Source organism: Actinomadura sp. DC4, from assembly GCF_030406325.1.
In the GTDB taxonomy this organism is placed as follows: Bacteria; Actinomycetota; Actinomycetes; order Streptosporangiales; family Streptosporangiaceae; genus Actinoallomurus.
On record NZ_JAUEQY010000046.1, the window covers coordinates 1 to 20,840 of the forward strand.

Consider the following 20,840-nt stretch of genomic DNA (forward strand, 5'->3'; position numbering starts at 1 on the left):
CATCCATGATTACCCAGTCAAGATCGGAACCCAAACCATAAAAACGATCTTCGGGGCGAGTGTCACTCTCAGTGATCTATGCGACTCTCAGTTGGAGTTGCATGAAGTGAAGTACTTGTTGTAGTGGTCCTGCATGGTGACGAACCGGGCCCAGCCGTGGCGCTCCTGGAGGTGAAGAGCCTTGGCGAACTCCCAGGCGTGCATCGAGGAGGCGCCGAGATAGCGAGCCTTGCCGGACTTCACCACGTCATGCAGGGCCTCCAGGGTCTCCTCCAGCGGGGTGCCGCCGTCGAGGCGGTGGATCATGTAGACGTCGACGTGGTCGGTGCCGAGGCGGCGCAGGCTGCCCTCGATCTCGGTCATGATCGCCTTGCGGGACAGGCCGCCGCCGTTCGGGGCGCCGGGGCGCATGGCGTGGCGGATCTTGGTGGTGATGACGACGTCGTCGCGGTTCGCGAAGTCCTTCAGCGCGCGGCCGAGGATCTCCTCGCTGGAGCCGTACGAGTAGAGGTTGGCGGTGTCGAAGAAGTTGATGCCGGCTTCGAGGGCGTGCCGGATCAGGGGGCGGCTGGCCTTCTCGTCGAGGGACCAGACGGGGTGGCCGCGGTCGGGTTCGCCGTAGGTCATGGCGCCGATGGCGACGGGGGAGACGTCGAGGCCGGTACGGCCGAGCTTGATGTAACGCACGGGGGCTCCTAGAGTGGGATGACGTTAAACGGAGAACTATCCGCTTGACTCGTACGAAATTAACGGAGAACTCTCCGTTTGGCAACCGGGCGACCGCCCGCCAGGAGGAACCCGTGCCCGACGCCGCGCCGCAGCGCTCCGACGCGCTGAAGAACCGGGAGGCGATCCTCCAGGTCGCCCACGATGCGCTGGCCGAGTCCGCGGACGCCTCGCTCAACTCGATCGCCAAGCGCGCGGGCGTCGGCGCCGGGACGCTTTACCGGCACTTTCCGACCCGCGAGGCGCTGATCCTGGAGGTCTACCGGCACGACATCGGCCGCCTCGTGGACTCCGTACCGGACGTCCTCGCCGCCCACGCTCCGCTGGACGCGCTGCGGCGCTGGTTCACCACCCTCGCCGTCTACGTACGCCTCAAGCACGGCCTCGGCGAAGCGCTCCACACCGCCGCCGCGAAAGAGGTCGTCAGTGCCTCCTGGCCTCCGGTCACCGCCGCGGTCGGCCGGCTCCTCGACGCATGCGAACGCGCTGGCGAGGTACGGCCCGGCATCGACCCCGTCGACGTCATCATGCTCATGAGCTGCCTATGGCGTACCCCCGACAATTCCGACGGCGCCGCCCAAGCCGACCGCCTGCTCGAACTGGCCATCGACGGCTTCCGACCGTAGGACGTCTCCAGGGCCGGTATGCCCCCGCCCGGGGGCCCATGGCTCCACCGAATCCACCCGCCGTCGCCGGGTCGCGGGTTGGTGAGGGGGCCCCTCACCAGGCCGCGGGACGGCGACACGGTCAAGGTCCATGGACACGCTGAGCCGTCCTTGAACGGCCGGTCGTACCGTGAGGCCGGTCGGCGCGAAGGGGCATTACGAGGGCGCCCGAACACCGCAGCACGAATCGGGCACGCGACAGCCCGGCGGCGCGGGCGGGTCGACGACGGTCAGCTCCTCGAAGTACCGCGCGTCGGCCAGATCCCTGCGTGCTGTGCAGTTTCCTTTCTTATGGGGAAAAGCATGGGCTCGCGACTGAAAGAGTTTGTAAAGGCTGGTCAACAATGCCAAACAAGCGACGTGCGCATGGGCGGGATGCCTTAGTGGCGTGATCTCCTTATCGGCGGTGGAGTAGCGGCGAGGTCCTCAAGGTCTGCGCTGGCAAATGCTCTTTTACGCTTGGGAGAAACCTCATGAGGCGAAGTCCGATGATTTCGGGCGGCCTGGTCGCCGTCGCGTTCGCTGGGGTCGTGATGGTGGCTGCGGCGCCGGTGGCCGAGGCACAGACGATCATCGTGCCGTGCAGTACGCCCGCGCTCGTCAGTGCCATCAGCGCGGCCAACGCGAGCGGCAACGCCACCTTGAGGCTCTCCGCGAACTGCACGTACAACATCACCACACCCGCGACCGCCATAGACGGGCTGCCGGTGATCACCAGAACCACCACGATCGTCGGCGGGCCCGGAACGACCATCAGGCGTGACCCCACGGTCGCGACGGTCTTCCGCATCTTCGAGGTCGCCGCGGGCGCCCGGCTCAACGTGGCGGGGATCTCCATCCTGAACGGAGACGCCGGCGCGGCCAGCAGCGGCGGCGGAATCCTGACCAACACCAACAGCATCCTCGCACTGGACCGCGTCACCATGTCGGGCAATACCGCGAGCGCGGGCGGTGCGGTCGCCGTCGTGGCCGGCCGGGCGACCATCTCGCGGTCGGCCTTCACCGCGAATTCGGCCATCAATTTCGCCGGAGGTGCGATTTTCCTTATCGGACCCAGCTTCCTGGACCTGGCCACGAGTCGCGTGAATGCGAACATCGCACCCGGCGACGGAGGCGGCCTCAACGTCCAGCCGGGCGCAACGGCGAACATCACCCGGACCACATTCAGCACCAACCGTTCCGGGGGCGCCGGTGGCGGGATCGCCGGCCTCGGCCGCATCACACTCACCCGTACGCTCGTGGAGCGCAATCAGGCCACCGTCGGCGGCGGCATCGCCGGGAACTCCAGAACGACCCTGATCAAGTCGATCATCCGCGGCAACACCCCGGACAACTGCGCCCCACTGAACACGATCCCCGGATGCGTCAACTGACCCGGACTCGCCGTGCCCGGAAGAGGTGACGCGCCCGCTCATCACCTCTTCCGGGCCGGCCGGACCTTCACCGGATGGCGGCAGAGACGCGTCAGACCTGTGCGACGCCGCCGTCGACGCTGAGTTCGATGCCGGCGACGAAGCTGCTCTCGTCGGAGGCGAGGAAGACGGCGGCTGCGGCGACTTCGTCGGGCCGACCCATGCGCTTGAGCGGGATCATGGACGCGAAGCCGGCGCGGATGGCGTCGGCGGCCTCCTTCGAGTCGGCCTGGCTGTCGATGATGGGGGTGTCGACCGGGCCGGGGCTGAGGGTGTTCACACGGATACCGCGGTCAGCGAACTCCCGCGTCCAGGTACGGGCGTAGGAACGCAGCGCGGCCTTCGTGGCGCTGTAGGTGGTGTAGCCGGGAAGGCCCATGTAGCCGGCCACAGAGCCGAGAAGCACGATGGAGCCCCCGTCGGTCATCAGCCGGACCGCCTTCTGCGCGGTGAAGAGGCTGCCACGTGCGTTGAGGTCGAAGGTCCTGTCGAAGTGATCCTCAGTGACCTTCTCGAACTCGACCGGTTCGACGAGACCGGAGCTTGCGACGAGGATGTCCAGCTTGCCCTTCTCGTCGCGGACCGTCTCGAAGAGCTGCTCGAGGTCCGCGGCCTTGGTGACGTCTCCCGGTACGGCCCTCACGTTCTTCCCGATCAAGCCGACGGCCTTGTCGAGCTCGGCCCGGCGTCGGCCGGTGATGAAGACGTAGGCGCCTTCCTCGACGAACCGCTTCGCCGTCGCAAGGCCGATACCGCTGTTGCCGCCGGTGACAACCGCGATCTTGCCACTTAGTCGAGACATGTCAGACCTTCCAGGTTCTGTTCGGTGAAGCAGCTTTGGGGATCTTGGAAGCCCCTCCTGATTGGGATGCTCGTCCCACTGTGGTGGACAAAATTTGGGTTGTCTAATCCAAAAATTTGGGATGCCGCGACTCGTGAACATCGTCACTGACCGGCTTGAACGGCTATAACGTGGTCCGCAGCGGGAGGAAAGATCAAGGTTATTAGGGGACGTTCGAGCCATATTTTTGGACTGGATGCTACGGTTCGACCATGAGCACCGACAACGACTCCATGGCGCGCCCGGTGCGTGTGTTCACGGCCAAGGGCCTGGCGACCCGGGCCCGCATCATCGCCGCGGCGGCCGAGATCGTCTCCGAGCAGGGAGTCGCCGCCACGGCCATCGAGGACGTCCGGAAGGAGGCCGGCGTGTCGGGCTCTCAGCTGTACCACTACTTCAACGACAAGCGGGAGCTCATTCAGGCCGTCGTCGCCTACCAGGCACAGGCCGCGGTCGAGCTCCAGGCGCCGCTGGGTCGGCTGGACAGCATCGAAGCCTTCCGTGCCTGGGCCGACTTCCACATAGAGCTCCAAGAACAGCGCCAGTGTGCAGGGGGCTGCCGACTGGGATCGCTGGTCCCTCAGGTCGCCGAGGCCGACTCCCAGGCCCGAGCCGTCCTCGGCGCCGGTTTCACCTCTTGGGAACAACCCCTGATCGACGGCCTTCGCGCCATGCAGAACCGGGGAGAACTCCAGCCGCACGCCGACCCCGAACAACTCGGGACGGCCCTCCTGGCCGCTCTCCAAGGAGGCCTGCTCCTCACCCAGGCCCAGCGCTCGGTCGCACCACTCAAGATGGCCCTTGGTGCCGCCATCGACCACCTACGCTGCCTCGTTCCGTCCGGGGCATCGGCGAGGCGCGCTCCGAAACAACACTGACCCGCCACACATCGGCAGCAGGGCCGTGGGCATGCGCCTCGGCTCACCCGTGCCCGAGCCACCGGCTCCCCGTCGGAGGTGTTCGTCAGAACTCCGAGCCGGGCGGGGCGAGCCGTTCTCGCGCGGCGTCGAGTCGCTCGCCGTAGTCAGGACGGAAGATGGCGACGGATCGGGTCTCCAGACGCCGTGGAGTGCCCCCACGGCGACACGCTCGGCCGGCACCCGGTTCCAGCGAGCGCGTGGTGAGGGCCGCGATGTGCCGGTGGCCATCACCGGGCAGCGTTGTTCCTGCGGGCCCTCGCCGCGCTCTGGGGCAGTGAGTCACGCGGCGCCGAACCACGTCCGCAACGGCCCGGTGACGTCCTCGCCGGGAGCGGTCCAGCACACGTAGCCGTCCGGTCTGACCAGTACCGCCTCCACATTCTTCCAAGGCAGCGCGTCCACCAGCGTGGATGCGATCCGGTCGCGGTACGGCGGGGCGAGAGCCAGGTGCTTCTCGTCCGTGGCCAGCAGGACGCCGCGGCCGGCACGGAACAGTTCGCTCGCCCAGCCCTTCCCGATCTGGAAATCGGGAAGGCGGGTGCCCACGTGACCGGGGCCGCCGTAGTCGATGTCCAGGCCGCTGATCATGCCGGCCGCGACGCGGTTGGCGTCGGGGGCGGCGAGCAGTGTGGTCACGATGTCGTGCAACGCGCTGTGACCTGGGTCGGGGCCCCGTACGGCGGACTGTGCGAGGACGTTGGCCAGTACGCGCGCACCGACGGGGTGGCGTTCGGTCTCGTAGGTGTCGAGCAGGGCGTCGGGCGCCCGGCCGGTGAGGGCGGCGGCCAGTTTCCAGCCCAGGTTGAACGCGTCCTGGACGCCGGTGTTCAGCCCCTGACCGCCGACCGGCAGGTGGATGTGCGCGGCGTCGCCGGCCAGGAACACGCGGCCCACGCGGTACTTCTCGGCCTGGCGCGCGGCGTTGCTGAAGCGCGAGGCGTACGGGATGTCCAGCAACGTGTACTCATCGCCATAGAACAGACGGAACCGGTCGGCCACCTCAGCGCTCGTGGGCTCGTCGGCCTCCCCGCCGGAGTAGACGAACCGGTACAGGCCCGGCCGGCCGATGGGTACGACGCTGGCGAAGGTGCCGTCCGGCCGGCGGCGGCGCGCCTGGCCCATCGACGTCCATCCGGTCGGCGGCTGTGCCGTACCCGCGCCGAGGACGACATCGGCGACGGTGTTCCACCGCGTCGCCTCGGTGCCCGGGAAATCGACTCCGAGCAGCTTCCGTACGGTGCTGCGCCCGCCGTCGCATCCCACCAGACAGCGCGCCCGCAGCGTCTCGGGGCCCTGGACGGTGACGCCCTCGTCGTCCTGCTCGAATCCGGTCAACCGCCAGTCTCGGCGCATGTCGCCGCCGAGTTCGGCGAACCGGTTTTCCAGGATTTCCTCGACGCGTGCCTGGAGGACGCCCGCTTGGTACGGGTACCGGGTGTCGAGCGCGGAGTAGTCCAGGGAGATACCGGCGAAGTGACCTCCGTCGATCCGGCCGATCGCCTGTTCGCCGGCGTCCGCCAGCAGGCCGCGTAGATCGAGGAGCTCGGCGGTACGCGGCTGCAGGTTCATCGCCTTGCTCTGCCCGCTGCGCACCGTGAGCGCCTCAAGAACGATCGCCCGTACGCCGGCCAGGGCCAGCTCGGTCGCCACTGCGAGGCCTGTCGACCCGGCGCCGACGACGATCACATCCGTGTCCATGGAGCTCCTTCGATCGGCAAGACTGGTACCGTATCAATTATGGTACGGTACCACGAATGCTAATCTCGACTCATGGACGTGGCGCAGGGCCCCGTGGGCCGCCGGGAGCGGAAGAAGGCGGCGACTCGCGCGCATCTCGCGGATACCGCGCTGGCCCTGTTCCTGGAGAAGGGGTACGAGAACGTGACGGTCCGTGATGTCGCGGCCGCCGCCGACGTGTCTCCTACGACTCTGCTGAACCACTTCTCGACGAAAGAGGCCCTCGTCGTCGATCTCGGCGACGAGCTCGCGGAGGAGCTGAGAAGAGTCGTCGTGGACCGCGAAACGCGCATCCTCGACGCCCTACGCGAATACGCCCGCGACCGAGTCGACCGGTCCGCGGCCGCGAACGACCCGGACTCGAGGCGCTTCATGACGCTCGTACTCGAAAACCGGGACCTGTCGGATTACTGGCGCAAGACCTGGATGGGACACGAGAACGTCCTCGCCGCGGCAATCCGCGAGGCGATCGGCGCCGCAGCCGACGATCTGCGCCCGGAGGTCACCGCCCACTTCGTCCTGGACGCGATCGCCTTCGCCATCCGCTCGGCCGACCCGAGACGGGCCGTCGACACGGCCTTCGACGTCATCGTCAACGGCACCTCGATCGAGTGAAGCCGTCAGGCGTTCTCCGGTACGGGCTTGCTCAGGCCGGCCGGAACGAGCATGAAGACCTTCGGGCTTAGGCGTTCCATCTCGCCGCCGCGGGCGCAGATCAGGCCGGCGGCGAAATCCTCGAGTTGCCGGCCCTCGTCGTCCGGCATCGCGCTGAGATCCATCACGACCGGAACGCCCTCCCGGAAGTAGTGACCCACGTGCAAAACCTCGTTGTAGTCACGGGGGCTCAGTTTCTTCACGATGCCCGATACCGGCCCCGACCCGGCCGGGACCAGCATGAAGACCTTTGGGCTCAGGCGTTCCATGTCCCCGCCGCGGGCGCAGATCAGGCCGGCGGCGAAATCCACGAGTTGTCGCGCCTCGTCGTCGGGCATGGCGGTGAGATCCATGACGACCAGGACGTTCTTGCAGAAGTAGTGTCCAACGTGCCGGACGTCGTTGTAGTCCCGAGGGCGCACGGTCTCGACTATCACCACGCCAGTCTCCCCGCCCGCCCCGGATCCCGCACACGGCGACGCACGCCCGCCGCCCTGACCTTCATCACCATTCCGAGCAAAGCCGCGCGTTTCAGTTGATATCGCGCAGATTGCCTCGATATCGTTCGCTCGCCCTCCGGGCCTCCGGCGGGGCCGATTATGTCGGTTGTGTGGTCGTTTGAGGATGGGGACCCTGCGATGGGTTGGTTGGGCAAGATCTTCGGCAAAGAAAAGAAGCGGGCCGCGGCATCGCCGAAAAAGGCGCACGCTCACCCGAAGGCGGAGAAAGCCGTCTCCACGGTGAAGCGGAAGGTCAGCGAGGCTCACGAACACGCGTCCGACCTGAAGACCGGCATCGTCACCGCCGCCCACCAGCAGGCGCTGACGCTGCACATGCTCACCCACATTCCGAGTCACCACCCGCGTGAGGACGACCCGCACTACCACCTGTTCGAGCAGGCCAAGGCGCGGTTGAAGCGGCAGGGTCTCTGGAAGTGCATCATCGACGACGACCTCTGCGAGGGGCAGCCCGAGCTGCACCACACCCACGTCGAGTTCTCCCAGATCAACCAGGTCGACCCGAAGGTCATCGAGAAGCACCTCGGTCTGCACTTCGAGACCGACGAGGACTTCCAGGAGTGGGTCGAGTCTCCCGGGAACCTCGAGGTCCTCTGCGAGAACCACCACCGCGCGCACTACGGCATCCACGTGATCCCCGGACCGCTCTGGGAGGCGGTGCGCTACCGGAAGAAGGGCACCGAGGCGGCGGCGGAGTTCCTCTCCAACGACGAGGTCGAGGCCATGGCCAAGAAGGAGACCAAGGTCGAGACCACGGTCCAGGTCGGGGACAAGAAGGTCAAGCTCGAGACCAAGACCGAGACCAAGGCGACCGTCCGGAAGAAGGCCGACTAGACGACCCGGCGAAAGGCGCTAGGCGCTGCCGCGCGTAGTCGGCAGCGCCTGCCCGCCGGAGCACGTATGGGCGACGCCCAGGTCAGTGAGGCCGACCCGAGTCGTGAAGATCTGGCAGGACACGGCGTTAGGTCACCGGGCGGCGGCGTTCCGGGCGCGCCAGGGAAGCGGAGTCCAGGTACGCCGGGCCGTGCCGGCCCAGCGTCAGCCCGGCAGGGCGCAGGCCCGCCAACGCCGAGAAGACCTCGTCCGCCGGGTAACCGAAGAGGTCGAGGTCCTCCCAGACGACCGGAACGCGGCCGGGCGTCGTAGGAGCGGGATCGCCCAGCCGCGTGAAGCGGACCTCATCCAGGCTCGGCCCGCCGCAGACGCTGATCGTCAGGTCGCCGTACGTGGCGTGGAACGCCCACGCCACGCCGGTCGACCGGGTCCTGACGCAGAGCCACTCCTCGCGTACGTCGCTCAGTGTCGAGATCGGCCACTGGGCCTCCCGCTCGGTCATCCCGAACCGGAGGGTTCCCGCGCGGTGCGGCAGCGCGACTCCCACCGAGGGCAGCAGAACGAACATGAGGGGATTCTCCGCCGAAAGATGTCCACAGGCTGTGGACGACGTCAGTAGGTGCACCCCGGCGGGTCGGCCGGGGGCGAGACCTCACCGGAGGGGATCGGCAGCGGGGCGTCCCTCACCGTGTAGCCCTTCAGGAAACGCCCAGAAGGGCCGGCGCTCGCCGGGCTGAACGGCGCGGGCCCCGTGCCCATCTGCTGGCAGCGCGCGTCGACCACACCCCACGAGAAGCCCATCCGGTCGAAGCGGTGGCCCTGCGGGGACATGTAGAAGGTCAGCGTCGCCCGCCGCTGGTTGGCGGGTACGTCGTCCGAGCGGACCCCGGACACCACCGCGATCGGCCCGCCGGTCATCAGATAGTCGACCGTGATGGTGCCCCAGTGATCCACCGAAGGCCCGCCGGGCGTGTCCGGGGCGTAGTGATCGAACCGTACGGTCCCGTGCGCGTCGCCCATTACGAACCGGTTGTCGACGATCTTCCACGGGCCGCCGTGGGCGTCCACGACGAAGCGCCGGTACGGGTACTCCGGGTCGCCCGGATAACGCACCCACGCGTCCCCGGTGACAGAAGCAGCGGCCTCCGCATGTCGGGCGACGGCCTCCGCCGGCGGAACACCCATCGACGCCACCAACACGGACCCGAACGCCACGGTACGGACCAAGTTCAACACGGGCGAACCTCCGATAAGACCCTGCGCGGGCGGTGTTGCCCGCCTGCACAAGCACACCGGGCGCAGAGGCGGCACGCCTCCCTCGCGAGGGCCGGATGCCTCCCCCGGGGAGGTGAGGGCGCACGGACGGTCACCCAGGGGTGTACGGAGAAGTGTCATCCGGAGGCGGACGTCAGGTTTCCAGGGCCGCACGTAGCGTGTTCCTACAACCTAAGACCACCAAGGAGGCTCGGCGCATCGTCCTGAATTCGGGGGGATTCATGGGGGAGGCGATGCGAGGGCCGGTTTCCCGGGCCCTTGGATCTGTACCCGTCCAAGCCCAGGAAGGCGAGTGTTCGCGGGTGGGTTTCCTTTGGGGGAAGGAGCCCACCCGCGAACGTCGTAACAGGCGTCACCGCAGGGTGGCGCCTTTTTCACGTCACCCCGAAAAGCCGCGCCGCGTTGTCATGGCACACCCCGCGTAGCCACGCGTCCCCCAGCTCCAGCCGCGCCAGCGCCTCCAGCTGGGAGGCGTACGGGTACGGGATGTTCGGAAAGTCCGTCCCCAGCAACACCCGGTCGCCCAAGTCGGCCAGCCGAGGCGTCAGCGACGCGGGCCACGGACGAAGCTTCTCGGTGAACGACGTGAACGCCATCGTCGTGTCCAGCCGCACCGAAGGGTGACGCTCGGCGAGGGCGAGGAACTCCTCGTACTCCGGCATCCCCATGTGCGCGATGATCGCGACCAGCCGCGGATGCCGCGCGAGCACCTCGGCGAACGCCCCCGGCCCGGTGAAGGACCCCGCCTCCGGTCCGGACCCGCAGTGCACGACGACCGGCGTACCCGACTCCGCCAGCAGTCCCCACACCGGCGAGAGCAGCGGATCGCGCGGGTCATAGCCCCCCACCTGCACGTGCGCCTTGAACACCCGGGCCCCGCCGGCGATCGCCTCGGCCGCATAGCGCGGAGCCGACGGCTCGGGAAAGAACGTCGCCGTACGGAGACAGTCCGGCGTACGGGCGGCGAAGGAGGCGCCCCAGTCGTTCAGCCACGACGCCATGTCCGGCCGGTGCGGATAGAGGAGCGCGGTGAACCGCCGTACGCCGAACTCCCGCAACAGCTCCAGCCGCTCCGGCTCGTCCTGCTGGTAGTGCGCCGACCACGAGAGCCCCGCCTCGGTGAAGTGGTCGAAATACGCCCGCACCTTGCGAAGGACGTTGTCCGGCATGAAGTGCGTATGGACGTCGATCAGGCCGGGCAGCCCGAGGGCCTGCCAGAAGCCTGGAATGTCCAGGTCGTCCTGAAGGAGAGAGGGGGACATCTCCCGCATGATGCCAAACCGAGGCAGCGTCCACCCAAGGTTGACGACCCGAGAGCGTCCACCTAGGGTTGACGACCATGAGCGTACGGCTGGACGACCTCATCGACGAGGTCAGGACCCAGAGCACCGACGGCAGTCCCCTCGACCACCTCTCCGACGCCGTGCTGATCTCCCAGCGCCTCGGCGAGATCGCCGATCACCTGATCGGCCACTTCGTCGACCAGGCACGCCGCGCCGGCGCCTCCTGGACCGAGATCGGCAGCCACATGGGCGTCACGAAGCAGGCCGCCCAGAAACGGTTCGTCCCGAACGAGACCGTCAAGCGCGGCGGATGGGCGCGGTTCACCGAACCGGCCCGCCACGCACTCCTCCAGGCGCAGGAGGAGGCCCGTACGGCCGGGCACGCGCACATCGGCACCGAGCACATCCTCCTCGGCCTGCTGCACGAGCCGGACGCCCTCGCGGCCCGCGCGATCACCGCCCAGAGCGTCACGCTCGACCAGGTCCGTACGGCCGTCACCGCCGCCTTCGACCCGCCCGAGGCCGAGCCGCCGGGCGGCCACATCCCGTTCACCCGGCACGCCAAGAAGGTGCGGGAGCTGACCGTACGGGAGGCCCTGCGGCTCGACGACGAGCAGGTCGGCACCGAGCACGTCCTGCTGGGCCTGCTCGGCGAGGAGGAAGGGCGGGCGGCCGGGGTCCTGGCCGGCCTCAAAGTGACGAAGGCCGCGGCCGAGACCTGGATCGCCGCCGAGAAGACGAAGGCCTAAACGAGCCACTGCTGCAGCTCGATGAGGTTCCCCTCCGGGTCGCGCAGATGGACGATGCGCAGCCGCTCCCACATCACGGTGGGTTCCCCGAGCAGCGTCGCCCCACGCGCCGTGATCTCCGCCGCGTACGCGTCCACGTCGGCCACCTTGAGCACGACCAGCGCCCGGTCCCCGGCGGCCTCAGCCAGGGCGGGCACCGAGCGCAGAAGGTCCGCCCGGTCGTGCAGCGCGATCGCCGCCGACCCCTCGTCGGGACTGAGCTTCGCGTACGGCCCGCTGTCGTTGTCGAACTGCGGCTTCAATCCCAGAACGTCCCGGTAGAAGCGGAAGCAGCCTGCGAAGTCGGAAACGATCAGCCGTACCTGCGTGAGTTCCATCCAAAAATCCTCCCAGCTAGGATTCTGGAATCCGATTCGGTTGCAGGGAGGCCGGCATGGACACCCAGGACTTCGCGGACGTACTCGACGCCGTCCGCGACTTCGTACGCGAGAAGGTCGTCCCGCGCGAGGACGAGATCGAGGAGACCGACCGCATCCCGGACGACCTCCGGCAGGCCTCCGCGGAGATGGGACTGTTCGGCTACGCGCTGCCCGAGGAGTACGGCGGGCTCGGCCTGTCGATGAGCGAAGAGGTGCGCCTGGCCTTCGAGATCGGCTACGCGAGCCCGGCCTTCCGCTCGATGTTCGGCACCAGCAACGGCATCGCCGGCCAGGTGATCGTCAAGGCCGGCACCGACGAGCAGCGGCGTCATTGGCTGCCCAGGCTCGCGAGCGGCAGTGCGATCGGCGCGTTCGCGCTCACCGAGGCCGAGGCGGGATCGGACCCGAGCACGCTCACGACCAGGGCCACGAGAGACGGCGACGACTGGGTCATCGACGGCAGTAAGAGGTTCATCACCAACGCGCCAGAGGCCGACGTCTTCATGGTCTTCGCGCGCACCGGAGGCGAGGGCGGGCGCGGCATCTCCACCTTCATCGTCGAGGCCGGGACGGAGGGCCTCAAGGTCGGCGAACCGGACGCGAAGATGGGCCAGCGCGGCGCGCACACCGCCGAGGTCTTCTTCGACGGCGTACGGGTCGGGGCAGAGGCGATGGTCGGCGAGGAGGGCACCGGTTTCCGTACCGCGATGGCCTCGCTCGCGCACGGACGCGTGCACATCGCCGCCGTCTGCGTCGGCATCTCCCAGCGCATCCTGGACGAGACCGTCGCGTACGCGAAGGAGCGGAACCAGGGCGGCAAGCCGATCGCCGAGCACCAGCTGATCCAGGGCCTGCTCGCCGACTCCCAGACCGAGCTGTACGCGGGTCGTGCCATGGTCATCCAGGCCGCCCAGGCCTACGACGACGGAACGGACCGCAGGCTCGGACCGTCGTGCGCCAAGTACTTCTGCTCGGAGATGGCCGGGCGCGTGGCCGACCGCGCGGTGCAGGTCTTCGGCGGCATGGGGTACATGCGCGGGGTGGCCGTCGAGCGCCTCTACCGGGACGTCCGGTTGTTTCGAATCTATGAGGGAACGAGCCAGATCCAGCAGATCGTCATCGCCCGCGCCCTGGTCCGCTGACGGCGAGTTACGAAGGCCCGTTTTCGATTTCGTGTCGCCCTCGCGGACCGTGTATGGTTACGGAGCGCGGAAGCCGCACGCCCCCTTAGCTCAGTCGGCAGAGCGTCTCCATGGTAAGGAGAAGGTCTACGGTTCGATTCCGTAAGGGGGCTCCACCAGTCGATATCCCACCAAGAGTGAGATGTCGGCTGTTCCGGGTGCGGGCGGGGAGTCCTGTATTCTGTCCCCGGTCCCTCCCGGATTTGTTCGTGGCGGAGTAGCTCAGTCAGGCAGAGCAAGCGGCTCATAATCGCTGTGTCGCCGGTTCAAGTCCGGCCTCCGCTACTACCTCACCGATCGCCCGCACCGTGAGCGATCCGGTGAGGTGTCAGTCCGTTGTCCCTCGGAAGGAAGGCACTCCCTAGTGGCTGCCACCGACGTACGGCCAAAGATCACGCTGGCCTGCCAGGAGTGCAAGCACCGCAACTACATCACGCGGAAGAACCGGCGCAACGACCCGGACCGCATGGAGCTGAAGAAGTACTGCCCGAACTGCCGCAAGCACCAGGCGCACCGCGAGACCCGCTGAGTCACGCGACGCTCGTCCGCCGCAGTTCTTGAACGTTCACCGCCCGTCCCGGCGATCTGCCGGGGCGGGCTGAACCACGTTCTGTTACGGTCGCTTCATCGGCAGGCACGGCCCCGAAGGGATGGATTGCATTGGCGCTGAACCGCGATTTCATCGGGCGGGCGTTCCCGCCGTCGGAGCCGTACGAGCTCTCGCGGGTGAAGATCAAGGAGTTCGCCGACGCGATCGGTGACCCCAATCCGATCTACCGCGACCGTGAGGCGGCCAAGGCCGCCGGGCACCCCGATGTCATCGCGCCGCCGACCTTCCCGATCGTCATCGCGTTCAGCGGCGACCACCTGTTCGACCCGGAGCTGGGCCTGAACTTCGCGATGGTCGTCCACGGCGAGCAGCGCTTCGAGTACACCCGTCCCCTGTGCGCCGGCGACCTGCTGGTCACCGAGGCGAAGGTCGCGGGCATCCGCTCGATCGGGCGCAACGAACGGCTCGAGATCCAGACCGTCATCACGACGGTGGAGGGCGAGCTCGTCTGCACCGCACACAACGTGCTGATCGAGCGGGGGGCCTGACGATGACCGCCACGGTGAAGTACGACGAGGTCGAGGTCGGCCAGGAGATCCCGGCTCAGACCTATCCCGTCAAGCGCGTCGATCTGGTGAAGTACGCGGGCGCGTCCGGCGACTTCAACCCGATCCACTGGAACGAGACATTCGCCAAGTCCGTCGGCCTGCCCGACGTGATCGCGCACGGCATGTACACCATGGCCGAGGGCGGCCGGTTCGTCACCGACTGGGCCGGCGACCCGGGCGCGGTGGTCGACTACAGCGTCCGGTTCTCCTCGATGGTCGTCGTCCCGAACGACGAGGGCGCGGAGATCGTGATCTCCGGCAAGATCGAGGAAAAGCTCGACGACAACGCCGTCGTGATCGCGCTGACCGCCCGCTCGCTGGGGGAGAAGGTCCTCACCCGCGCCAAAGCCACGGTGCGCCTGGCCTGATGGCCGTTCTCTGCGAGCAGGTCAACCTCGCCGGCTACACCACGCTGCGCCTCGGCGGCCCGGCGCGCCGCTTCGTCGAGGCCACGACCGGCGACGAGCTGATCGGCGCCGTGCGCAAGGCCGACGAGGCGGGCGATGACGTCCTCGTCCTCGGCGGCGGCAGCAACCTCGTGGTCGCCGACGAGGGCTTCCCCGGCACGGTCGTGCACGTCGCCACCCGCGGGGTCACGGTCACGCCGGGCGAGCACGGCCAGGTGCTCGTACGCGCCCAGGCCGGCGAGGAGTGGGAGCCGTTCGTGGCGCGCTGCGTCGACGAGGGGCTCTCCGGCGTCGAGTGCCTGTCCGGCATCCCCGGGCGCCTCGGCGCCACCCCGATCCAGAACGTCGGGGCGTACGGCCAGGACGTCAGCGAGACGATCGTCGAGGTGCGGGCCTACGACCGCGAGCGCGGCGAGGTCGTCACCCTCGACCGTGACGCCTGCCGGTTCAGCTACCGCCACAGCGCCTTCAAGGGCTCCAGCCGACACGTCGTGCTGGAAGTGACGTTCGCCCTGGAGCCGACGGACGTGTCCACCCCGGTCCGCTACGCGGAGCTGGCCCGCAGCCTGGGCGTCGAGACCGGCGAACGCGTCCCTCTCAAGGACGCGCGCGAGGCCGTGCTCGCCCTGCGCCGCGGCAAGGGCATGGTCCTGGACGCCGACGACCCCGACACCCGCAGCGCCGGATCGTTCTTCACCAACCCGATCCTGGCCGCCGATCAAGCCGCCGACCTGGCAGAACGCGTCGCGGACCGGCTCGGGGCCGACGCCGTGTTCCCGCGCTATCCCGAGGCCGACGGGCACGTGAAGACCTCGGCCGCCTGGCTGATCGACAAGGCCGGCTTCGCCAAGGGCCACGCGCGCGGCCCCGTCCGCATCTCCTCCAAGCACACGCTCGCGCTCACCAACCCGGGCGGCGCGCGCACGGAAGACCTGCTGGGCCTGGCCCGCGAGGTCCGCGACGGCGTACGCGCCGCGTTCGGCGTGACCCTCGTCAACGAACCGGTCTTCGTCGGCGTACGGCTCTAAAAAGATTGAACTCTCAACAAGATTGGGGAATCGCCCCTTAAAGCCGGGCGTTTTACCGGTCATGCCGATCCGGGGTTTGAACCACGCGGTCCTCTTCGTACGCGACGCGCAGCGCAGTGCGGCCTTCTACCGCGACGTGCTGGGCTTCCGGGAGATCGTCAGCATGCCGAACGCGGTCTTCATGCGGGCTCCCGACTCCGACAACGACCACGACCTGGGCCTGTTCGGGATCGGAGACGCCGCGACGGCCTCTCCGGCCGGCCGATCCTCGGTCGGCCTCTACCACCTGGCCTGGGAGGTGCCGACCCTCGCGGACCTGGCCGACCACCGGGCGCGGCTCGCCGAGGCCGGCGCGCTGGTCGGGGCGAGCGACCACGGCACCACCAAGGCGCTGTACGCCAAGGACCCCGACGGCCTGGAGTTCGAGGTGTCCTGGCTCGTGCCGCACGAGCTGATCGGCGACGACATGGAGATGGCCACGCTGCCGCTCGACCTCGACGCCGAGATCACGAGGTACGGCGGCGACCGGGTGGGCGCGCTCAGCCGGGTTCCGGGAACAACACGTGCGTGATGTCGTCCTCGCGGTCGCCGTTCGCGCCGACATAGCGTGACCGCTGGATCCCCTCGCGTACGAAACCCGCCTTCTCCAGCACCCGCTGGGACGCCACGTTGTCGCGTACGGTGCCGGCCACGAGCCGCCCGATGCCGATCTCGAACGCCCACGCGCTGAGCAGCCGTACGCCGCGCGTGGTGGCGCCGCGCCCGCGAAACCGCGGGTCCATGCTGTAACCGATCATCGCCTGGCCGCTGAACGCCTCGTTGTACAGGCCGAGGTCGCCGGCGAACTCCCCGTCCACCCGGATGACCAGGTCGGCGCGCTCGCCGGCGAGCCACTCGCTCGCCGCGCCCAGGCAGCGCCGCTCGACCTCCGTACGGGAGCGCTCGTGCCGGGACAGCGACCGCGCGCGTACGTCGGGCAGGTTCAGCAGGGCGAGAAGGTCGTCCACGTCTGAGGGGGCCAGCGGGCTCAGGGACACCTCGCCGTCGCGCAGACCGCCCGGGGGAAAGTCGGGCAGCGGACGCGCGGCCGGGCCGGAAGGGTCGCCGGGCAGCCACGCCCAGACCACCTCGTCGCGCCGCCCTCCGTCTCGCAGGAGGCTCCCGCGGCGCACCGCCTCCCGGGTGAACCCGGCGTTCAGCGCGACGCGCTGGGCGATCGTGTCCGTGACGGGGGTGACGAGCTCCAGCCGCTCACCGGACGCCCCGCACAGCGCGCGTACGGCCCGGGTGGCCACGCCACGGCGGCGTTCCTCGGGTACCACCCAGCAGGCCAGGCCGGAGGTGCCGGGGCGGACGGCCGACAGGGCGAGGCCGCCGACCAGCCGCTCGCCGTCCAGGACCGCGTGGATCACCGCGGGCCCGGCGGGCAGGTGCGGTGTGAGGAGCGCGATCTGAGCCGGGGTCGGGGTCCGCAGGTGCATGACGAACGATCCTCTCACCGCGTCACGCGGGTGTACGCAGCCAGCCGTCGACGTCGTCGAGGAGCCGCTTCTGCAGGTCCGCAGGCGCTGCCGAGCCGCGGATCGAGCAGCGCGCCAGCTCGGCCAGCTCCGCGTCGGAGAAGCCGTGGTACTCCCGCACCAGTTCGTACTGGCGCGTCAGCCGCGAGCCGAACAGCAGCGGGTCGTCCGCGCCCAGGGCGATCGGCACGCCCGCCTCGAAGATCTGCCGGACCGGGACCTGCTCCGGCGTCGCGAACACACCGAGGCTGACGTTCGAGGCCGGGCAGACCTCCAGCGTCACGCCGCGGGCGGCCAGGGTGTCCAGCAGCGCCGGATCGTCGGCCGCGCGTACCCCGTGGCCGATCCGGTTCGCGCCCAGCGCGTCCAGGCAGGCCCGTACGCTCGCCGGGCCCAGCAGCTCGCCGCCGTGAGGGGTCGACAGCAGCCCGGCGCGCCGGGCGATGCGGAACGCCGCGTCGAAGTCGTACGCCCGCCCCCGCCGCTCGTCATTGGACAGCCCGAACCCCACGACGCCGTTGCCGGCGTACTGGGCCGCGAGCCGGGCCAGCGTCCGCGCGTCGAGCGGATGCCGCGTGCGGTTGGCCGCGATGATCACTCCGACGCCCACTCCGGAGGCCTCGGAGGCCTCGCGCGCCGCGTCCATCACCAGGTCGGTGAAGGGCGTGAGCCCCCCGAACCGCGCGCCGTACCCGCTCGGGTCCACCTGGATCTCCAGCCAGCCGGAACCCTCCGCGGCCTCGTCCTCGGCCGTCTCGCGGACCAGCCGGCGGACGTCCTCCTCCTCGCGCAGCACCGAGCGGGCGATGTCGTAGAGCCGCTGGAACCGGAACCAGCCCCGCTCGTCGGTCGCGCGCAGGCGCGGCGGCCACTCCTCGACCAGTGCCTCGGGCAGATGCACGCGGTGCCGACGGGCCAGCTCGACGAGCGTGGCGTGCCGCATCGAGCCGGTGAAGTGCACGTGCAGGTGGGTCTTGGGCAGTGCGGCGATCGGACGGGCCTCCATGCGGAGATATTGCCGTACGCCGCCGGCAGGCGCGTGACCTCCCCCTCCAACCGCCCATACGGGCCATGCGGGACCCCCCCGGAAAAAAGTTTTGAGAAGGCGTGCAACCCCCCATGGGACTCACGCGTATATGAGGGGCGCGAGAGACCAACCAGGCTGAAAGGCATTCGAATGATGACGCTCAAGGTAGCTCTGCTGGTGACCACGGCCGCTGGTGCCGTCGCTGCGGGCGGTGTGACGTACGCGACCGTGGGCAACAGCAGCCACGCCCCGAGCGCGCAGGCCGCGAATGACGCCGCCGCCTCGGGCGGCAAGCAGGCGGCCCCCGCCGCCAAGGCGCCCGCCGTCCCCGCCGTCCCCGCCGTGCCGACCTGCCTGCCGAACCTGCCGAAGGGCCAGAAGCTCGAGGCGGCCAAGGCCAAGGTCGCACAGGAGATCAAGGCGCTGGCCGCGAAGGCCCCGCAGACCCCGGTGACCCTGCCGGCGCTGCCCACCGGCAAGCTGCCGAAGGGCATCAAGCTCGACAAGGTGCACAAGGTTCTCCAGGCCGGAGAGCTCGCCAAGCTGCCGGTGAGCAAGCTGCCCACCTGCAAGGCCGGCGAGCAGGGCACCGCCGCCACGCCGAAGCTGCCGGCCAAGCCGGGCCTGCCCGCGCTGCCGACCAAGGTCTCCTGCGACTCCGTGCCGAAGACCATCAAGAACGAGCAGGCGCGGGCCAAGGAGTTCACGCTGCCGAACGGCGCGCAGTTCGCCGTCGCCCACGCGCACAAGGTCGTGATCCAGAGCCGCGCGGCATGTGTCTACACCCAGGAGCTCGTCGCCGGCAGCCGTGAGCTGCTGACGGTCGACCGGATCCAGACCCCGCCGCAGGTCACCCTGCGCGAGCTGGCCGCCGGCCTGAAGATGCCCGGCGACTTCGTCAGCGTCGACGGTGTCGACACGTGGCGCACCCCGGCCAACGACGGCATGCTGTGGTACTCCAGCAAGGGCTACGCGATCCGCGTGACGAGTGTCAGCCCCGCGGCGACCGCGCTGGTTCCGGGCCTCGCCTCGCAGCTGCGCGGCAAGTGAGCACGGCGCGGGTGACCCCGCGCGGAGGGTCACCCGCGCTCGGACGGCACCAATCTGCCTTCATCGGACGGAGCACCTTGGCGCGTCGGGATGACGAGTCATTCGTCAAGTTCGTGACGGAGCGGGGTACGGCCTTGCTCCGTACGGCGAGTCTGCTGTGCGGAGCCCGCTCCGACGCGGAGGACCTCCTCCAGACGGCACTGGAGAAGGCCTACCGGCACTGGGGAAAGCTCGACGCCGAGACGAATCCGGAGCCGTACGTGCGCCGGATCCTCGTGAATCTCACGGTGAGCAGGGCGCGCCGCTGGCGGGTGCTGCGAGAGGTGCAGATGCCCAGCCCACCGGAGATGCCCTCGGCGTCGGAGACAGCGACCGTTGAGCTCCGTGGGGTGCTCATCGAGGAGCTGCGCCGTCTGGGTCCGAGGCAGCGGGCCGTCCTGGTCCTCCGTTACTGGGAGGACATGTCCGAGGCCGACACCGCGAAAATGCTCGGGTGTTCGGTCGGCACAGTGAAAAGTCAGGCCGCGCGGGGGCTCGCGCGGCTGCGTGAGCGGATGGCCTCATCCGCCCACACGGCATCGTCAAGGGGGTGAACCATGGATCTGGAGAATGAGCTGCGGCAGGCCATGGCGGAGCATGTCACGGAGGTGTCGGCCCCGAGGTCGCTGGCCTCGGACGCCAAGCGCCGTCATCACCGTACGGTCCGGCGCCGGACGGCGCTGGCCGTCGGTGTGGCCGGTGTGGCGGTGGGAGTCGCGATGGTCCCGGCCTATCAGTCCTTTCGCCCGCAGACCGTCGGTGCGGACGGTCAGGGCGGGGGAAAGCACGGCGGAGGCGTGACCGGCTCGCTGCCGGCGACGCCGGCGCCGTCCGTGACTCCACGCTCGGGCTCGCCCAAGGCCGGATCGAATGGCGCACACCCCCCGGCGAAGCCGAGACACTCCCCGAGCCCGCGTGGTTCCGGCCTCGCGATGGCCGAGCGACTGCTCGGCTACCTTCCCCAGGGCCTCACCGCGAAGCCCTGCGAGACGGACCACGTCGGCTCGAAGGAGACCACGGTCTGCCGCTGGACGGGTTCCGGCGGCTGGATCGAGGTACGCCTCGTACGCGGCGGAGGGCTCACGGCTCCGACTGATCTCGGGTTGACCCCGCCGATGGCGAAGCAGTCCACCGTGCACGACCATCCCGCGCTGCGCAGCGCCGGGCCGCCCATTCCGAGTCAGGTCATGTGGATCGAACGCCACGGTCTCGGAGTCTGGGTGAGCGTCAGCCCTTCACTGGGTGACCGGCTTCTGCGCGTCGCGGACGGTGTGAACGTCTCCTGAGGGGTGCCGGGACGCATCCGCCTCCCAAGGCGTCCCGGCACCCGCCCCTCAGGCCCTCGGACACGACACGGGCCGTTCCGTCATCGACGGGGCGGCCCGTGTCGTTGGTCT

25 protein-coding genes and 2 tRNA genes are annotated in these 20,840 nt (G+C 69.1%); 17 read left to right on the plus strand and 10 right to left on the minus strand.

Annotated elements, in window-relative coordinates; translation table 11 throughout:
- Positions 1-87: 87 nt before the first annotated feature.
- Positions 88-687, minus strand: a complete 600-nt coding sequence (locus tag QWU11_RS43425) for an aldo/keto reductase (protein ID WP_290120444.1) — start codon at positions 685-687, stop codon at positions 88-90.
- Positions 688-800: 113 nt separating this feature from the next.
- Between QWU11_RS43425 and QWU11_RS43430 the strand changes: the two genes are divergently transcribed.
- Positions 801-1,352, plus strand: coding sequence for a TetR/AcrR family transcriptional regulator (locus tag QWU11_RS43430; RefSeq protein WP_290120445.1), 552 nt, complete (start codon positions 801-803; stop codon positions 1,350-1,352).
- A gap of 512 nt (positions 1,353-1,864) precedes the next feature.
- Positions 1,865-2,764, plus strand: a complete 900-nt coding sequence (locus QWU11_RS43435) for a hypothetical protein (RefSeq protein WP_290120446.1) — start codon at positions 1,865-1,867, stop codon at positions 2,762-2,764.
- A 91-nt stretch (positions 2,765-2,855) separates the two neighbouring features.
- Here the strand turns inward: QWU11_RS43435 and QWU11_RS43440 are convergent, their stop codons facing one another.
- Entirely contained in the window at positions 2,856-3,605 is a 750-nt protein-coding gene (locus tag QWU11_RS43440; protein ID WP_290120447.1) for a glucose 1-dehydrogenase, read from the minus strand.
- A 251-nt stretch (positions 3,606-3,856) separates the two neighbouring features.
- On the opposite strand from QWU11_RS43440, the gene QWU11_RS43445 reads away from it, so the two are divergent.
- Positions 3,857-4,522, plus strand: a complete 666-nt coding sequence (locus QWU11_RS43445) for a TetR/AcrR family transcriptional regulator (protein WP_290120448.1) — start codon at positions 3,857-3,859, stop codon at positions 4,520-4,522.
- 321 nt (positions 4,523-4,843) lie between these two features.
- Here the strand turns inward: QWU11_RS43445 and QWU11_RS43450 are convergent, their stop codons facing one another.
- Positions 4,844-6,262 (minus strand): FAD-dependent monooxygenase, encoded by a 1,419-nt coding sequence (locus tag QWU11_RS43450; RefSeq protein ID WP_290120449.1) that lies wholly within the window; start codon positions 6,260-6,262, stop codon positions 4,844-4,846.
- Positions 6,263-6,334: 72 nt separating this feature from the next.
- Here QWU11_RS43450 and QWU11_RS43455 point away from each other — a divergent pair, with 72 nt between their 5' ends.
- Entirely contained in the window at positions 6,335-6,916 is a 582-nt protein-coding gene (locus QWU11_RS43455) for a TetR/AcrR family transcriptional regulator (RefSeq protein ID WP_290120450.1), read from the plus strand.
- 5 nt (positions 6,917-6,921) lie between these two features.
- On the opposite strand, the gene QWU11_RS47575 is transcribed toward QWU11_RS43455, so the two are convergent.
- Positions 6,922-7,668 (minus strand): cell division protein SepF, encoded by a 747-nt coding sequence (locus tag QWU11_RS47575; RefSeq protein ID WP_354670950.1) that lies wholly within the window; start codon positions 7,666-7,668, stop codon positions 6,922-6,924.
- Here QWU11_RS47575 and QWU11_RS43465 point away from each other — a divergent pair.
- Complete coding sequence (locus tag QWU11_RS43465; RefSeq protein ID WP_290120451.1) at positions 7,594-8,307, plus strand: hypothetical protein; 714 nt, start codon at positions 7,594-7,596, stop codon at positions 8,305-8,307. The genes QWU11_RS47575 and QWU11_RS43465 overlap by 75 nt on opposite strands.
- Before the next feature lie 127 nt (positions 8,308-8,434).
- Here QWU11_RS43465 and QWU11_RS43470 read toward each other — a convergent pair whose 3' ends face one another.
- From QWU11_RS43470 to QWU11_RS43480, 3 genes are all read right to left on the minus strand, one after another.
- Positions 8,435-8,875 carry a hypothetical protein gene (locus QWU11_RS43470; protein WP_290120452.1) on the minus strand — a complete coding sequence of 147 codons (441 nt, stop codon included), beginning with the start codon at positions 8,873-8,875 and terminating at the stop codon, positions 8,435-8,437.
- 44 nt (positions 8,876-8,919) lie between these two features.
- Positions 8,920-9,492 carry a hypothetical protein gene (locus QWU11_RS43475; protein WP_290120453.1) on the minus strand — a complete coding sequence of 191 codons (573 nt, stop codon included), beginning with the start codon at positions 9,490-9,492 and terminating at the stop codon, positions 8,920-8,922.
- 464 nt (positions 9,493-9,956) lie between these two features.
- Positions 9,957-10,853, minus strand: coding sequence for an amidohydrolase family protein (locus QWU11_RS43480; protein WP_290120454.1), 897 nt, complete (start codon positions 10,851-10,853; stop codon positions 9,957-9,959).
- Positions 10,854-10,921: 68 nt separating this feature from the next.
- Here QWU11_RS43480 and QWU11_RS43485 point away from each other — a divergent pair, with 68 nt between their 5' ends.
- Positions 10,922-11,614, plus strand: coding sequence for a Clp protease N-terminal domain-containing protein (locus QWU11_RS43485; protein ID WP_290120455.1), 693 nt, complete (start codon positions 10,922-10,924; stop codon positions 11,612-11,614).
- Here the strand turns inward: QWU11_RS43485 and QWU11_RS43490 are convergent.
- On the minus strand, positions 11,611-11,991 hold the full coding sequence (locus QWU11_RS43490) for a VOC family protein (protein ID WP_290120456.1): 381 nt from the start codon (positions 11,989-11,991) through the stop codon (positions 11,611-11,613). The two genes, QWU11_RS43485 and QWU11_RS43490, sit on opposite strands and share 4 nt — an antisense overlap.
- Before the next feature lie 56 nt (positions 11,992-12,047).
- Between QWU11_RS43490 and QWU11_RS43495 the strand changes: the two genes are divergently transcribed.
- From QWU11_RS43495 to QWU11_RS43530, 8 genes are all read left to right on the plus strand, one after another.
- A complete protein-coding gene (locus QWU11_RS43495) occupies positions 12,048-13,175 on the plus strand; it encodes an acyl-CoA dehydrogenase family protein (RefSeq protein WP_290120457.1) in 1,128 nt (375 codons plus the stop codon).
- A 79-nt stretch (positions 13,176-13,254) separates the two neighbouring features.
- Positions 13,255-13,330: transfer RNA gene (locus tag QWU11_RS43500), tRNA-Thr, on the plus strand.
- Positions 13,331-13,425: 95 nt separating this feature from the next.
- Positions 13,426-13,499, plus strand: a tRNA-Met gene (locus QWU11_RS43505).
- 79 nt (positions 13,500-13,578) lie between these two features.
- Positions 13,579-13,743 (plus strand): 50S ribosomal protein L33, encoded by a 165-nt coding sequence (rpmG, locus tag QWU11_RS43510; protein WP_285582773.1) that lies wholly within the window; start codon positions 13,579-13,581, stop codon positions 13,741-13,743.
- Positions 13,744-13,874: 131 nt separating this feature from the next.
- Positions 13,875-14,312, plus strand: coding sequence for a MaoC family dehydratase N-terminal domain-containing protein (locus tag QWU11_RS43515; RefSeq protein ID WP_290120458.1), 438 nt, complete (start codon positions 13,875-13,877; stop codon positions 14,310-14,312).
- 2 nt (positions 14,313-14,314) lie between these two features.
- A complete protein-coding gene (locus QWU11_RS43520) occupies positions 14,315-14,740 on the plus strand; it encodes a MaoC family dehydratase (protein WP_290120459.1) in 426 nt (141 codons plus the stop codon).
- A complete protein-coding gene (locus QWU11_RS43525) occupies positions 14,740-15,807 on the plus strand; it encodes a UDP-N-acetylmuramate dehydrogenase (RefSeq protein WP_290120460.1) in 1,068 nt (355 codons plus the stop codon). Before QWU11_RS43520 ends, QWU11_RS43525 begins: the two co-directional genes overlap by 1 nt.
- A 76-nt stretch (positions 15,808-15,883) precedes the next feature.
- Entirely contained in the window at positions 15,884-16,378 is a 495-nt protein-coding gene (locus tag QWU11_RS43530) for a VOC family protein (protein WP_290120461.1), read from the plus strand.
- Here QWU11_RS43530 and QWU11_RS43535 read toward each other — a convergent pair.
- Positions 16,347-17,288 (minus strand): GNAT family N-acetyltransferase, encoded by a 942-nt coding sequence (locus QWU11_RS43535; protein ID WP_290120462.1) that lies wholly within the window; start codon positions 17,286-17,288, stop codon positions 16,347-16,349. The genes QWU11_RS43530 and QWU11_RS43535 overlap by 32 nt on opposite strands.
- Positions 17,289-17,310: 22 nt before the next feature.
- The gene (locus QWU11_RS43540) at positions 17,311-18,333 is read right to left on the minus strand and encodes an adenosine deaminase (protein WP_290120463.1); all 1,023 of its coding nucleotides are present in this window, start codon (positions 18,331-18,333) and stop codon (positions 17,311-17,313) included.
- A 174-nt stretch (positions 18,334-18,507) separates the two neighbouring features.
- Here QWU11_RS43540 and QWU11_RS43545 point away from each other — a divergent pair, with 174 nt between their 5' ends.
- From QWU11_RS43545 to QWU11_RS43555, 3 genes are all read left to right on the plus strand, one after another.
- Complete coding sequence (locus QWU11_RS43545) at positions 18,508-19,404, plus strand: hypothetical protein (protein ID WP_290120464.1); 897 nt, start codon at positions 18,508-18,510, stop codon at positions 19,402-19,404.
- Positions 19,405-19,481: 77 nt separating this feature from the next.
- Positions 19,482-19,997: a SigE family RNA polymerase sigma factor gene (locus QWU11_RS43550; protein ID WP_290120465.1), complete on the plus strand. Its 516-nt coding sequence runs from the start codon at positions 19,482-19,484 to the stop codon at positions 19,995-19,997.
- Positions 19,998-20,000: 3 nt separating this feature from the next.
- Positions 20,001-20,729: a hypothetical protein gene (locus QWU11_RS43555; protein ID WP_290120466.1), complete on the plus strand. Its 729-nt coding sequence runs from the start codon at positions 20,001-20,003 to the stop codon at positions 20,727-20,729.
- The last annotated feature ends 111 nt before the right edge of the window (positions 20,730-20,840 follow it).